The organism is Pantoea sp. At-9b (assembly GCF_000175935.2).
GTDB lineage: Bacteria > Pseudomonadota > Gammaproteobacteria > Enterobacterales > Enterobacteriaceae > Pantoea.
The window spans coordinates 1-14,189 of the sequence record NC_014837.1; the positions used below are offsets into that span (position 1 = coordinate 1).

At 55.9% G+C, this 14,189-nt stretch carries 12 protein-coding genes; 11 read left to right on the forward strand and 1 reads right to left on the reverse strand.

All coding sequences use genetic code 11. The features are described 5' to 3' along the window. The first annotated feature begins 497 nt into the window (after window positions 1-497). The 10 genes from dnaA to PAT9B_RS00055 all read left to right on the forward strand — a co-directional run bounded on the left by dnaA (window position 498) and on the right by PAT9B_RS00055 (window position 13,116). Window positions 498-1,898 (forward strand): chromosomal replication initiator protein DnaA, encoded by a 1,401-nt coding sequence (gene dnaA / locus PAT9B_RS00010; RefSeq protein WP_013507200.1) that lies wholly within the window; start codon window positions 498-500, stop codon window positions 1,896-1,898. A 4-nt stretch (window positions 1,899-1,902) separates the two neighbouring features. Beyond that, window positions 1,903-3,003 carry a DNA polymerase III subunit beta gene (gene dnaN, locus PAT9B_RS00015; RefSeq protein ID WP_013507201.1) on the forward strand — a complete coding sequence of 367 codons (1,101 nt, stop codon included), beginning with the start codon at window positions 1,903-1,905 and terminating at the stop codon, window positions 3,001-3,003. Between the two features lie 85 nt (window positions 3,004-3,088). Beyond that, complete coding sequence (gene recF, locus PAT9B_RS00020) at window positions 3,089-4,174, forward strand: DNA replication/repair protein RecF (RefSeq protein ID WP_013507202.1); 1,086 nt, start codon at window positions 3,089-3,091, stop codon at window positions 4,172-4,174. Window positions 4,175-4,191: 17 nt separating this feature from the next. Next, on the forward strand, window positions 4,192-6,600 hold the full coding sequence (gene gyrB / locus PAT9B_RS00025) for a DNA topoisomerase (ATP-hydrolyzing) subunit B (RefSeq protein ID WP_013507203.1): 2,409 nt from the start codon (window positions 4,192-4,194) through the stop codon (window positions 6,598-6,600). A gap of 187 nt (window positions 6,601-6,787) precedes the next feature. Continuing rightward, entirely contained in the window at window positions 6,788-7,987 is a 1,200-nt protein-coding gene (locus tag PAT9B_RS00030; protein ID WP_013507204.1) for a PfkB family carbohydrate kinase, read from the forward strand. Window positions 7,988-8,023: 36 nt separating this feature from the next. Then, entirely contained in the window at window positions 8,024-8,950 is a 927-nt protein-coding gene (locus tag PAT9B_RS00035; protein WP_013507205.1) for a dihydrodipicolinate synthase family protein, read from the forward strand. A gap of 114 nt (window positions 8,951-9,064) precedes the next feature. Next, window positions 9,065-9,559 carry a YhcH/YjgK/YiaL family protein gene (locus tag PAT9B_RS00040; protein WP_013507206.1) on the forward strand — a complete coding sequence of 165 codons (495 nt, stop codon included), beginning with the start codon at window positions 9,065-9,067 and terminating at the stop codon, window positions 9,557-9,559. Next, window positions 9,556-10,845 carry an MFS transporter gene (locus PAT9B_RS00045; protein ID WP_013507207.1) on the forward strand — a complete coding sequence of 430 codons (1,290 nt, stop codon included), beginning with the start codon at window positions 9,556-9,558 and terminating at the stop codon, window positions 10,843-10,845. Before PAT9B_RS00040 ends, PAT9B_RS00045 begins: the two co-directional genes overlap by 4 nt. Before the next feature lie 90 nt (window positions 10,846-10,935). Further along, a complete protein-coding gene (yidA, locus tag PAT9B_RS00050) occupies window positions 10,936-11,745 on the forward strand; it encodes a sugar-phosphatase (RefSeq protein WP_013507208.1) in 810 nt (269 codons plus the stop codon). 108 nt (window positions 11,746-11,853) lie between these two features. Then, a complete protein-coding gene (locus PAT9B_RS00055; protein ID WP_013507209.1) occupies window positions 11,854-13,116 on the forward strand; it encodes a DUF3748 domain-containing protein in 1,263 nt (420 codons plus the stop codon). Here PAT9B_RS00055 and PAT9B_RS00060 read toward each other — a convergent pair. Continuing rightward, entirely contained in the window at window positions 13,094-13,453 is a 360-nt protein-coding gene (locus PAT9B_RS00060) for a YceK/YidQ family lipoprotein (RefSeq protein ID WP_049792194.1), read from the reverse strand. The genes PAT9B_RS00055 and PAT9B_RS00060 overlap by 23 nt on opposite strands. 284 nt (window positions 13,454-13,737) lie before the next feature. On the opposite strand from PAT9B_RS00060, the gene ibpA reads away from it, so the two are divergent. Beyond that, window positions 13,738-14,154, forward strand: a complete 417-nt coding sequence (ibpA, locus tag PAT9B_RS00065) for a small heat shock chaperone IbpA (protein WP_013507211.1) — start codon at window positions 13,738-13,740, stop codon at window positions 14,152-14,154. The last annotated feature ends 35 nt before the right edge of the window (window positions 14,155-14,189 follow it).

Consider the following 14,189-nt stretch of genomic DNA (forward strand, 5'->3'; position numbering starts at 1 on the left):
TAATTGTACAGTCCAGAGTCAATTTACTTCGCTGGTCGCGGTACCAGGAAAACCCGGATACAGCCCGCTGATTCCGGGCATTGGGCTGAACGCGACAACGCCGGGGTGGAGAATTATACGGGCTATACGTTAAAGCGCAAGGATCGAGCAGGATCTTCTTGCGATCGATCGGCGGATTTTTTATCTGGAAAACGAGACACCGCCAGAAAATTTGCAGCTTTCATCCTGATCCCCGCTCGCTTTTTCGCCAGAAGGCGTAAACTCTTTAGCGCTTCCGCATCCTGTGGATAAATTGGATCAAAACTGTGTAGAAAGGGAAGATCTCTCGGCCGCTTTGCGCTATGATCCGCCCTTCCGCTGATGATCCACACCGAGATCACAGGGAGACTACCGCGGATAGCGGTCGCAGGCGCTTTCTGATCGCCTGTGTCAAAAAACGAACGTTTCTTTTATTAGCGCCTAAAATTCTTATCGATTTTGTACGAGTGGAGTCCGCCGTGTCACTTACGCTTTGGCAACAGTGTCTTGCCCGTTTGCAGGATGAGCTTCCTGCCACCGAATTCAGCATGTGGATTCGTCCGCTACAGGCTGAATTGAACGACAATACGCTGGCCTTATATGCACCAAATCGGTTTGTACTCGACTGGGTTCGGGATAAATATCTCAACAGTATCAATGGGCTGCTGAATGAATTCTGCGGTGCGGATGTGCCGTTGCTGCGTTTTGAAGTGGGCACGCGCCCGGTGGCACAAGTGGCGACCAGCCAGCCTGCTATGGCCAGCGTGAGCGCGCCGGCCCCAGCGCAAAGCCGTCCGGCTCCGGCGCAAACGCTGCGTCCAAGCTGGGACTCGGTGCCTGCTCCGGCTGATGTCACCTACCGCTCCAATGTGAATAACCGCCATAACTTTGACAACTTTGTTGAAGGTAAATCTAACCAGCTGGCGCGCGCGGCGGCACGTCAGGTGGCGGATAATCCGGGTGGTGCCTATAACCCGTTGTTCCTTTATGGCGGTACGGGCTTGGGGAAAACCCACCTGTTACACGCGGTCGGCAATGGCATCATGGCGCGCAAGCCCAATGCCAAAGTGGTGTATATGCACTCCGAGCGTTTTGTGCAGGATATGGTTAAAGCGCTGCAAAACAACGCCATTGAAGAGTTCAAACGTTATTATCGCTCCGTCGATGCGTTGCTGATCGATGACATCCAGTTCTTCGCCAATAAAGAGCGATCGCAGGAAGAATTTTTCCACACCTTCAATGCGCTGCTGGAAGGCAATCAACAGATCATCCTGACCTCGGATCGTTACCCCAAAGAGATCAACGGCGTGGAAGATCGTCTGAAGTCCCGCTTTGGCTGGGGACTGACTGTGGCGATCGAGCCGCCAGAACTTGAGACGCGCGTGGCGATCCTGATGAAGAAAGCCGATGAAAACGACATTCGCCTGCCGGGTGAAGTGGCGTTCTTTATCGCCAAGCGTCTGCGTTCCAACGTCCGTGAGCTGGAAGGCGCACTGAACCGCGTGATTGCCAACGCCAACTTTACCGGTCGCGCCATTACCATCGATTTCGTGCGTGAAGCGCTGCGCGATCTGCTGGCGTTGCAGGAAAAACTGGTCACCATCGACAATATTCAGAAAACGGTGGCGGAGTATTACAAAATTAAAGTGGCCGATCTGCTGTCCAAGCGCCGTTCGCGCTCGGTAGCACGTCCACGTCAGATGGCGATGGCGATGGCGAAAGAGCTCACCAACCATAGCCTGCCGGAAATTGGTGATGCGTTTGGTGGTCGCGACCATACCACCGTGCTTCACGCCTGTCGTAAAATCGAGCAGCTGCGTGAAGAGAGCCACGACATCAAAGAAGATTTCTCTAACCTCATTCGAACTTTATCTTCCTGACGCTATGAAATTTATTGTTGAACGTGAGCAGTTGCTGAAACCGCTGCAACAAGTCAGCGGCCCGCTTGGTGGGCGTCCTACGCTGCCGATCCTCGGAAATTTGCTGCTGCAGGTTAACGAAGGCACTTTGCTGCTGACCGGCACCGATCTGGAAATGGAAATGGTGGCGCGCGTGGCGTTAACGCAGCCGCATGAACCTGGCGCGACCACCGTTCCGGCGCGTAAATTCCTCGACATTTGTCGCGGTCTGCCGGATGGCGCAGAAATCACTCTGACCCTGGAAGGCGACAGAATGCTGGTGCGCTCTGGCCGCAGTCGTTTCTCGCTCTCCACGCTGCCTGCCAGTGACTTTCCTAATCTGGATGACTGGCAGAGCGAAGTGGAGTTCACGCTGCCGCAGGCGACGTTGAAGCGTCTGATCGAAGCCACGCAGTTTTCGATGGCGCATCAGGACGTGCGTTACTACCTCAACGGCATGCTGTTTGAAACCGAAGGGGAAGAATTACGTACCGTCGCGACTGATGGTCACCGTCTGGCGGTCTGCTCGATGCCGATTGGTCAGGCACTGCCCAACCATTCGGTGATCGTGCCGCGTAAAGGAGTGATTGAGCTGGTACGTCTGCTCGACGGCGGCGAAACCCCGTTGCAGGTACAGATTGGTAGCAGCAATATCCGCGCCCACGTGGGTGATTTTATCTTTACCTCGAAACTGGTTGATGGCCGTTTCCCGGATTATCGCCGCGTATTGCCGAAGAACCCCGATAAAGCGCTGGAAGCGGGCTGTGATCTGCTCAAACAGGCGTTTGCCCGCGCGGCCATTCTGTCGAATGAGAAATTCCGTGGCGTGCGCATCTATATCACTGAAAATCAGCTGAAAATTACCGCCAACAACCCGGAACAGGAAGAAGCGGAAGAGATGCTGGATGTCAGCTACAACGGCAGCGAGCTGGAGATCGGTTTCAACGTCAGCTATGTGCTGGATGTGCTGAATGCGCTGAAGTGCGAAAACGTCCGCCTGCTGCTGACGGATTCCGTTTCCAGTGTGCAGATCGAAGATGTTGCGAGTCCCGCGGCGGCCTATGTTGTTATGCCTATGAGACTGTAGGGCGGCATTTATGCCGACCTGGCCGATGTTTGCACCATCCCGGGAGCCATTAATGGCTCCCCTAAGTTGATCCCCGGACCACTTCATGGCTTTAACCCGCCTCCTGATTAAAGATTTTCGTAACATCGAACAAGCCGATCTGAGCTTAGCGCCGGGTTTTAATTTCCTTGTCGGTGCCAATGGCAGCGGCAAAACCAGCGTGCTGGAAGCGATTTACACCCTCGGACATGGCCGCGCCTTCCGCAGTTTGCAGGCCGGACGGGTCATCCGCCATGATCAACCAGCCTTTGTGCTGCATGGCCGTATCGAAGGTAGCGAGCGTGAGCTGGCGGTCGGGCTGACGAAAAATCGTGCCGGTGAAAGCAAGGTACGTATCGATGGCAGCGACGGCCATAAAGTCGCCGAGCTGGCGCAGTTGTTACCGATGCAGTTAATCACCCCCGAGGGGTTTACTTTACTCAACGGCGGCCCCAAATACCGTAGAGCCTATATCGACTGGGGCTGCTTTCATGCTGCCCCCGGTTTTTTCAACGCCTGGAGTAACCTGCGCCGTTTGCTGAAGCAGCGCAACGCCGCATTGCGCCAGGTGACGCGTTACAGCCAGATTCGCCCGTGGGATCAGGAGCTGGTGCCGCTGGCCGAGCAAATCAGCGCCTGGCGTGCGGAATACAGTGACGCCATTTGCAGCGAAATCACCGCCACCTGCGCCCAGTTCTTACCGGAGTTTGAGTTGGCGTTCTCCTTCCAGCGCGGCTGGGACAAGGAAAGCGACTACGGCGAACTGCTGGAACGCAATTTCGAGCGCGATCGCGCGCTCACCTACACCGCCAGCGGCCCGCACAAAGCGGATTTCCGTATTCGTGCCGAGGGTACGCCGGTGGAAGATTTACTCTCACGCGGCCAGTTAAAATTGCTGATGTGCGCACTGCGCCTGGCGCAGGGGGAATACCTGACGCGCAGCAGTGGGCGTCGTTGCCTCTACCTGATTGATGACTTTGCTTCAGAACTGGATGACGTGCGTCGCCGCCTGTTAGCGGAGCGATTAAAAGCCACGCAGGCGCAGGTGTTTGTCAGTGCCATTGGTGTCGAGCATGTAATCGACATGAGTGACGAAAAGGGCAAGATGTTCCGCGTGGAACAGGGTAAAATAGCAGTTCAACCTGAAGATTAAATGAGCGAGAAACGTTGATGTCGAATTCTTATGACTCCTCAAGTATCAAAGTTCTGAAAGGGCTTGATGCGGTACGCAAACGCCCTGGCATGTATATCGGCGATACGGATGACGGCACCGGTCTGCATCACATGGTATTCGAGGTCGTGGATAACGCCATCGACGAAGCGCTCGCCGGTTACTGTAGTGACATCGTGGTCACCATTCATGCCGATAATTCTGTATCGGTACAGGATGATGGTCGTGGCATCCCGACCGGTATTCACCCGGAAGAGGGCGTGTCAGCGGCAGAAGTGATCATGACGGTCCTGCACGCGGGCGGTAAGTTCGACGACAACTCCTATAAAGTATCCGGTGGTCTGCACGGCGTGGGTGTTTCCGTGGTTAACGCCCTGTCGCAGAAACTGGAACTGACCATTCGTCGTGATGGCAAAGTGCATCAGCAAACCTACGTCCACGGCGTGCCGCAGGCACCGCTGGCGGTGGTGGGTGATACCGATGCTACCGGTACGCGCGTGCGTTTCTGGCCGAGCCATGAAACCTTCACCAATGTGACCGAATTTGAGTACGACATCCTGGCAAAACGCCTGCGTGAGCTGTCGTTCCTCAACTCCGGTGTGTCAATTCGCCTTGAAGACAAGCGTGATGACAAAAAAGATCATTACCACTACGAAGGTGGCATCAAGGCGTTTGTTGAGTATCTCAACCGCAACAAAAACCCCATTCACCCGAACGTGTTTTACTTCTCTACCGAGAAGGATGGCATTGGTGTGGAAGTGGCATTGCAGTGGAACGATGGTTTCCAGGAAAACATCTACTGCTTTACCAACAACATTCCACAGCGCGATGGTGGTACGCACCTGGCGGGCTTCCGTGCAGCGATGACGCGTACCCTGAATGCCTACATGGACAAAGAAGGCTACAGCAAAAAAGCCAAAGTCAGCGCGACCGGTGATGACGCGCGTGAAGGCCTGATCGCTGTCGTTTCGGTAAAAGTACCGGACCCGAAATTCTCCTCGCAGACCAAAGACAAGCTGGTTTCCTCAGAAGTGAAATCGGCGGTTGAACAGCAGATGAACGAACTGCTGGCGGAATACCTGCTGGAAAATCCGTCTGACGCGAAAATCGTGGTTGGCAAAATTATTGACGCGGCACGTGCGCGTGAAGCAGCTCGCCGTGCGCGTGAGATGACACGCCGTAAAGGTGCGCTGGATCTGGCGGGCCTGCCGGGCAAACTGGCGGATTGCCAGGAACGCGACCCGGCGCTGTCCGAAATCTACCTGGTGGAGGGTGACTCCGCAGGCGGTTCGGCCAAGCAGGGACGTAACCGTAAGAACCAGGCGATTCTGCCGCTGAAAGGTAAAATCCTCAACGTTGAAAAAGCGCGTTTCGACAAGATGCTTTCTTCACAGGAAGTGGCGACGCTGATCACTGCGCTGGGTTGCGGCATTGGCCGCGATGAATACAACCCGGACAAACTGCGTTATCACAGCATCATTATCATGACCGATGCGGACGTCGATGGCTCGCACATCCGTACTCTGCTGTTGACCTTCTTCTATCGTCAGATGCCGGAAATCGTGGAGCGTGGTCACGTCTACATCGCACAGCCGCCGTTGTACAAAGTGAAGAAAGGCAAGCAGGAGCAGTACATCAAAGACGACGAAGCGATGGATCAGTATCAGATCGCGATCGCCCTTGATGGCGCAACCTTGCACACCAACGCCAGCGCTCCGGCCCTGGGTGGCGAACCGCTGGAGAGCCTGGTGGCGAACTTCAACAGCACCCAGCGTATGATCAAACGTATGGAGCGCCGCTACCCGCTCGCGCTGCTGCGCGCGCTGATTTACCATCCAACCCTGAGCGATCTCAGCGATGAAGTGGCGGTGCAAGGCTGGCTGGATGGGCTGGTGGCCTATCTGACCGAGCGCGAAGCGCACGGCAGCACCTACGTTGCTCAGGTACAGGCTAACCGTGAGCAGAACCTGTTTGAGCCGGTGCTGCGTGTGCGTACCCACGGGGTCGATACCGATTATCCACTGGACAGCGAATTTATCGCTGGCCCGGAATACCGCAAAATCTGCGAGCTGGGTGAGCAGCTGCGTGGCCTGATTGAAGAAGATGCGTTTATCGAGCGTGGCGAGCGTCGTCAGCCGGTCGCCAGCTTCGAGCAGGCAATTGACTGGCTGGTGAAAGAGTCCCGCCGTGGTCTGTCAGTCCAGCGCTACAAAGGTCTGGGCGAGATGAACCCGGAACAGCTGTGGGAAACCACGATGGACCCGGACAGCCGCCGTATGTTGCGCGTCACCATCAAAGACGCCATCGCTGCCGACCAGCTGTTCACTACGCTGATGGGCGATGCGGTTGAACCGCGCCGTGCCTTCATCGAAGAGAACGCGCTGAAAGCCGCCAACATCGACATCTGATGTGCCAAAACCCTTCCCAATCGGGAAGGGTTTTTTGTTTGTTACCCGCCTGACATTTCCTTTTTTGCTTAAAAAACATCTGCGTTAGCTTTTGTTTGCTTCCGTTTTTTCCCGTGCGCTGCGATCCGTGTCACTTACATCTGTTGCCCACTCCCTTACGCTTTGGGCGAAGCGGAGGGGATGACGCATGTTTTTGGAAGAACGACGTAATCAAATACTTAAATGGCTGGATGAGCAGGAGCGCGTAACGGTTAACGGGCTGGCAAGTCAGCTCGGCGTAACACGCGAAACCATTCGTACCGATCTCAGCGCGCTGGCGCGTCAGGGATTGGTGCAACGCTGCTATGGCGGGGCAATTGCCTTACGTCGCAACCTTCAGGAAAAGCTGATCAGCGAAAGCGGCGGCAATTTTGAGGTATTGCTGGAGCGGTTGCAGGCGCGTCGAACCACAGCGAACACGGCGGCCAAAAGCGGCAAAGTGTGCATCCTGGGTGCTTTCAACGTCGATATTGTGGCAAAAGTCGCACGTTTTCCCCGTGGTGGCGAATCGCTGCTGGCGCTGGGCAGCACCCTCGGTCCGGGTGGAAAAGGGGCCAACCAGGCGATGGCGGCCAGCTGTGCCGGTACGCGGGTGCATTTTGTCGCCAAAGTTGGCACCGATCAGTTCAGCAAGTTTGCCTTCGACCATCTGTCGGCCTCAGGCATCCACTCGTTCCGTCTGTACCAGACGGACAGCGAGCCAACTGGCAGCGCCATCATTTATGTCTCGCAGGAGAATGGCGAGAACATGATTGCCATCTATTCCGGTGCCAATAAAACCTTTACCGACGACGAAATCGCCGAGATGACCCACGAGTTGTCGGATGCCAGCGTGTTGCTGTTGCAACTGGAAAACAACTTTGAGGCCACGCGCAGCGCGATTCGTCTTGCTCATACGCTGGGTGTGCGGGTGATTATGAATCCCGCGCCTTTTTCCGCTGAGGTGCTGAGTTGCCTGGCGATGATCGACGTACTCACCCCGAATGAAACGGAAGCCTCGCTGCTGTCTGGAATCGAAATCATCGATTTAGCCAGTGCGCGCGCTGCGGCGCAGGCCATCGTCGGGTTGGGCGCGCGGCGCGTCATTATCACCATGGGATCACGTGGTGCGTTACTGCTTGATAACCAACAATTTCATCATATTCCGGCCTTCCCGGCGCTGAGCGTCGATACCACCGGCGCAGGCGATGCCTTTAACGGTGCGCTGGCTGCGGCACTGGCGCAGGGGCAAAGCCTGTTACAGGCCGCCACCTGGGCATCAGCGTTTGCCGCGCTGGCGGTAGAACGCGAAGGTGCCAGCAATATGCCGGATCGCCAACAGGTTATAGCCCGACTTCATCAACGATAACAAATCACAGCGGTGGAACCGCTGGCAGGAGAGAACATGAAAAAAATCGAAGGCATTGTGCCGGTTATGCTGACACCGTTTACCGCCGACAACCAAGTGGATTACCCGGGACTGGAGCGCCTGATTAACTGGTATCTGGCCGAAGGTGTCGATGCCTTGTTTGCGGTATGTCAGTCGAGCGAGATGCAGTTCCTCAGCCTTGAGGAGCGCGTGGCGCTGGCGAAGTTTGTGGTGGAAAAAGTGCAAGGCCAGGTGCCGGTGATTGCGTCCGGCCATATCAGCGACGATCTGGCGCAGCAAACTGCTGAGTTGCAGGCGATGGCTAACACCGGCATTGATGCGCTGGTGCTGGTTACCAATCACCTCGACCCGAAAAATGAAGGCAGCGCGGCCTTCTACGCGCACCTCAATCACCTGCTGGATGCGCTACCTGCCACCCTGCCGCTGGGCCTGTATGAATGCCCGGCACCGTACCGTCGTCTGTTGAGTGATGAAGAGTTCAGCTTCTGTGCCAACAGTGGCCGCTTCGTGGTGCTGAAAGATGTGAGCTGCGATCTGCCGACGGTACAGCGCCGTGTGCAACTGGCAGAAGGCACGCCGCTGGCGGTGATCAACGCCAATGCCGCCATCGCCTGGCCCGCCATGCAGGCCGGTTCCAAAGGGTTCAGTGGCGTCTTCACCAACTTCCATCCGGGTCTGTATCACTGGCTGTACCACCAGGGCGCACAGCAGGCGGAGAAAGCCCACGAGCTTTCGCTGTTCCTGTCACTCAGCGCGGTGACGGAAACCCTCGGCTATCCGAAAAACGCCAAAATCTACCATCAACGCCTCGGCACCTTCGGCAGCGAGCACTGCCGCGTTAACAAAGACAACGTGCTGGAGAAATTCTGGGGACTGGGCGTGTTGCTCGACCAGATCCGTGATGGCAGCCAGATTTGGCAGCAACGCATCGAAAACTTCTGAGAAGAATGTGTAGCGGCGCGATTTATCGCGCTGCTATTCGACAAAACCCGCGCGATAAATCGCGCCGCTACGGCTGTACCTGAACCCACTAACGATAACGACAGGGAAAACACCATGATTGTATGTGATAGCCAGGATTGGGCGCGTGAGCGCCATGCCTTCCACCCCATCGTCGACCAGGCGTTACGCTGGATAGCCGACACCGATTTCAGCCAACTCGCTACCGGCAAGTATGACTTGCTGCCGGATAACCAGATGTTCTGCCTGGTGCAGGAGATGGACACCGAACCGGCCAGTGCACGCCGCGCCGAGTCGCATTTTAACTACGTGGATATTCAGTACCTGTTGGCCGGACGCGAGAACATTGGCGTGGCACGAGCGCATCCGCAACATGTCATCACCGAAGATCTGCGCGCCGAGCGCGACGTGGTGTTTTATCAGGACACCATTGATGAATCGATGATCACCCTGACGCCGGGCATGTTCGCGCTGTTTTTCCCGCATGACGTGCATCGTCCCTGCTGTGCCGCGCCCGATGTACAGCCGATCCGTAAAGCCGTGATCAAAATCAACCTCAGCCTGTTCAACGCCGTGGGGGCAAGCCAATGAAAACCTCGGTGAATACCTTGTCTGGCGCTGCGGTGGCGCAGCCCACTCTGGTGGGCAAATTACGCTGGGGTATCATCACGATCCTGCTGCTGGCAGCGGTGGTGAACTACCTCGATCGTGCCAATCTGAGTATCGCCAACACCACCATCGCGGCGGAGTTTGGTTTCTCGCAAACCGAAATGGGCCTGCTGCTGTCGGCATTTCTCTGGCCTTATGCGCTGGCGAACCTGCCTGCGGGTTGGCTGGTAGATAAGTTTGGTCCGAAGAGAATGTTCTCCTGGGCGCTGGGATTATGGTCCAGCTTTACCGTGCTGGCAGCTTTCGTAAACAGCTATAGCTTCTTCTATGGCCTGCGTATGCTGCTGGGCGTGTCGGAATCGCCGTTCTTTACCTCTGGCATCAAAATCACGCATCGCTGGTTTGGTGATAACGAACGTGGTCTGCCGACGGCGATCATCAATACCGGTTCGCAAATCGCTAACGCCGTCGCGCCGCCGATTCTTACCGTGCTGCTGCTGACCTTTGGCTGGCGCGGTATGTTCGTTGCCATTGGCCTGATGGGGATTCCGTTGCTGCTGGCATGGTGGAAATTCTATCGTGACCCGGATGCGCGTGAAGATGCACTGCTGCATGCCGGACAGCGCAGCGTTGCTGCTGCGGAAGATCGCGCGCAGGCGAGCTGGGGCGCATTGTTCCGCCACAGTACCACCTGGTTTATGGTGGTCGGTAACTTCTCCATCATGTTCACCATCTGGGTGTACCTCACCTGGCTGCCGGGATATCTGGAAAAATCCCTCGGCTTCAGCCTGAAAGCCACCGGCTGGATCGCCTCGATTCCATTCCTGTGCGGCATTCTGGGCGTGCTGGTGGGCGGTATGCTGTCAGACCGCCTGGTGCGTAGCGGTGTGCGTGCCATTACCGCGCGTAAAATCCCTATCGTGACCGGCGCGGCGCTGGCGGCCTGTTTTGTCGCACCGATTCCGTTTGTCGATAGCACACCGCTGGCGATTGGCCTGCTGGCGCTCGGGTATTTCTGTTCGCAGATGCCACAGGGTGCGCTCTGGACGTTGGCGAGTGATATCGCACCAAAATCCCAGGTGGCCTCATTGGGTGCGATCCAGAACTTCGGTGGTTTCCTCGGCGCGGCGATGGCACCGATCGTCACCGGTATCATTCTCGATACTACCGGCAAGTTCACCAATGTGTTCCTGTTGGGCGCAGGATTGCTGATGATTGGTGCGCTGAGCTACGGTCTGTTTGTGCGCAAGCCATTACAGGCAAATTGATACGCAAGGTGTCGTCTGATGTCGATAAACTGGTCAATGTGAGCTGAATCGCGCTAGCATGGATGCAAACTCTGAATTAACGAGGATGTTATGGCGATAAAACTGATTGCGATCGATATGGACGGCACCCTGCTTAATCCTTACCACCAGATCACCCCGGCAGTGAAATCCGCGATTGCGCGCGCACGCGATAAAGGTGTCGCCATTGTGCTGGCAACTGGCCGCCCCTTTGTTGGCGTCGAACGCTACCTGCAAGAGCTGGATTTACAGCAGCCGGGCCAGTATTGCATCAGCAATAACGGTGCGCTGGTACAACGTGCTGATACGGGTGAAAGCGTAGCGGAAGTCACGCTGAGTTTTGATGATTTCCTCTATGTCGAACAGTTGGCGCGTGAACTCGGCGTTCATTTCCATGCCTTTGACCATGCCTCGTTGTATACCCCGAACAAAGATATCAGTGAGTACACCATCCACGAAGCCAGCCTGACCGGCATTCCGGTGCGATATCGCGCAGTGGCTGAGATGGACCCGGCTACCCGTTTTCCGAAACTGATGATGATCGACAAGCCTGCGTTGCTGGATAAAGCGATCGCGGCACTTCCGGTCCGCGCCCGCGACAGCTACACCATTTTGAAAAGTGCGCCTTACTACCTCGAAATTCTCGACCCGCGCGTCAACAAAGGCTATGGCGTGAAAATGCTGGCGGAAAAACTTGGCCTGCAACCGGCAGAAGTGATGACGATTGGTGACCAGGAAAATGACCTGGCGATGATCGAGTACGCAGGAACCGGCGTGGCAATGGGCAATGCGATTGATTCGGTAAAAAGCATCGCGCAGTTCATCACCAAAACCAACGCAGAAGATGGCGTGGCTTACGCGATTGAAGAGTTGGTGCTGTAACCTTTCTTTTATCTCTCCACCCACCCGTAGCGGCGCGATTTATCGCGCGTTGCTCAGTAAAAATACGCGCGATAAATCGCGGCGCTACGGGATATAAAGGTTGCCCCCATGGCAGAAAAACAACTCACCTTTGCAGAACGTCATCATCAGCTGACCAATATCAATGTCTGGACTGCCGACAGCCAGTGGCTGGCGTTTGATGTCCGACCTTCCGGCGCTTCCTTTACCAGTCTGACCATTGAACGGGTCAACGTTAACAGCGGCGCGATTGAGCTGCTGTATCAGGCTCGTGATGGCGCACATGTTGGCGTGGTCACTGTAAGCCCGGATCTCCCGCCACGTTATGTCTGTATCCATGGCCCGGAACATCCCGATGCGCATTGGCATTACGATTTTCATCATCGACGCGGTGTGATTGTGCAGCAAGGCATCGCGGAAAACCTGGATGCTTGCGATATCACCGCCCCCTATACGCCCGGTGCGCTGCGCGGCGGTTCGCATGTCCACGTATTCAGCCCGGACGGTTCGCGTCTGAGCTTTACCTACAACGATCATGTGATGCATGAAAAAGCGGTGAGTGAAGACCTGCGTAACGTGGGTGTCGCCGTACCGCTACATCCGGTATGCCCGCCAAAACGACATCCACGTGAATATGAGGGGAGTCATTATTGTGTGCTGGTTAGCCACACACAGCGAGATCCCCAACCGGGCAGCGACCAAATCGACCGTGCCTATGAGGAGTGCTGGATTGGCGATCGCGGTTATCAAAAGCCGGACGGCAGCTGGCAGCGCTGGGCCATCGCGTTTATGGGTGATACCCGCTCGGCCAACGGCGAAAAAGTCCCGGAAGTGTTTGTGGTGGATTTGCCGACTGCGCTGGCGGATTACGCGAAATCAGGGGACGCCCCTATACAGGGAACACCAGACCAATTGCCAGCACCGCCATCAGGGGTGCAGCAGCGGCGTGTTACCCATACGCACGGGCTGGCGCTCCAGCCACGCCACTGGTTACGTGCCGCACCCGATGGCAGCGCGATCGCGTTTTTAATGGCGGACAACAATGGGGTGGTGCAGCTCTGGACGGTTTCGCCTAACGGTGGCGCACCACGCCAGGTGACACAGCTTACCAGCAGCATTCAGTCAGCCTTTAGCTGGCAGCCTTCCGGCAACGCCATCAGCTTTGTGTGTGACAACAGCGTGATGCGTTGTGAACTGACGAGTGGCAAATGTACCCGGTTGACACAACGCAGTGACCAGCCGCCGTCCGGTGATGCGGTGGTCTGGTCGCCGGATGGCGCAAAGATCGCCTATATGCGTGACGTGAACGGCTGGCGGCAGCTATTCTGCGTCAGTGCGACTCCACAGGCATAGACGCGGCGGTTGCCAGGCTGGCCTGAGTACCGGTCAGCTTCTCACTTTGCCGGACGCGTTCGCGTGGCGAGTCGATTGATTTGTCATCGTCGTGGCGGAAGTAGTCCCACGGCAGCAGGAGGGTGTCCATCACTGCGGAGAACGGCAAATCGATAGCCACCAGTGGTTTCATCGCCCAGCTGGTGTGGTCATCCGTCAGCATCTCTGCGCTGGCGCGAGTGCCGGGATAATAACCCTGGCTGGCACCAGTATGAGACATAACGCTGGAGCAACCGGAGGTGGTACATGCGCAGCAGACCAACAGGCCTGGCAGCGAAAAACGGTTCATCAATTTCATCATCTTCATCCCTTCAGTCATGGCATGGCCCTGGCTGGAGTGTGTCACCTGATTAAGCATCACTCTGAGTTGATGTCTTTCTGTCCAGGCGAATAATTTCCTGAGTGTATGCTATTTCATCAAAATTGCTGTAAGAAATTCCTTGTGAAGCCTTGAAAGCGAAAAAAAAGCGCCCACTTTTAAGGAACGGTCACGCTGCTTTTGCCGACAGGAATCGCAGCGGGCTGTACAACCTGTCCATAGTGGAAGGTTGCCAAAACTTGCTGATTTTCAGGAGTCCTAATATGCGTAATTTTGATCTCTCTCCGCTTTATCGTTCTGCAATTGGTTTCGATCGTCTGTTTAACCTGCTGGAATCGAATCAGAACCAGGCCAATGGTGGCTATCCTCCGTATAACGTTGAGCTGGTAGATGAAAACCACTACCGTATCACCATTGCCGTTGCGGGCTTTGCCCAGAGCGAGTTAGATATCACCTCTCATGACAACATGCTGGTGGTGCGTGGCGCGCATCCTGAAGAACAACAGGAACGCAAATACCTGTACCAGGGCATCGCCGAGCGTAACTTTGAGCGTAAATTCCAGCTGGCTGACCATATCGTGGTGCGCGATGCGCGTCTGGAAAATGGTTTGTTAAGCATCGATCTGGAACGCATCGTCCCCGAAGAGGCGAAACCGCGTCGGATTGAAATTCTGAAATAACCACGTGAAAAAGCCGCAGCAATGCGGCTTTTTCA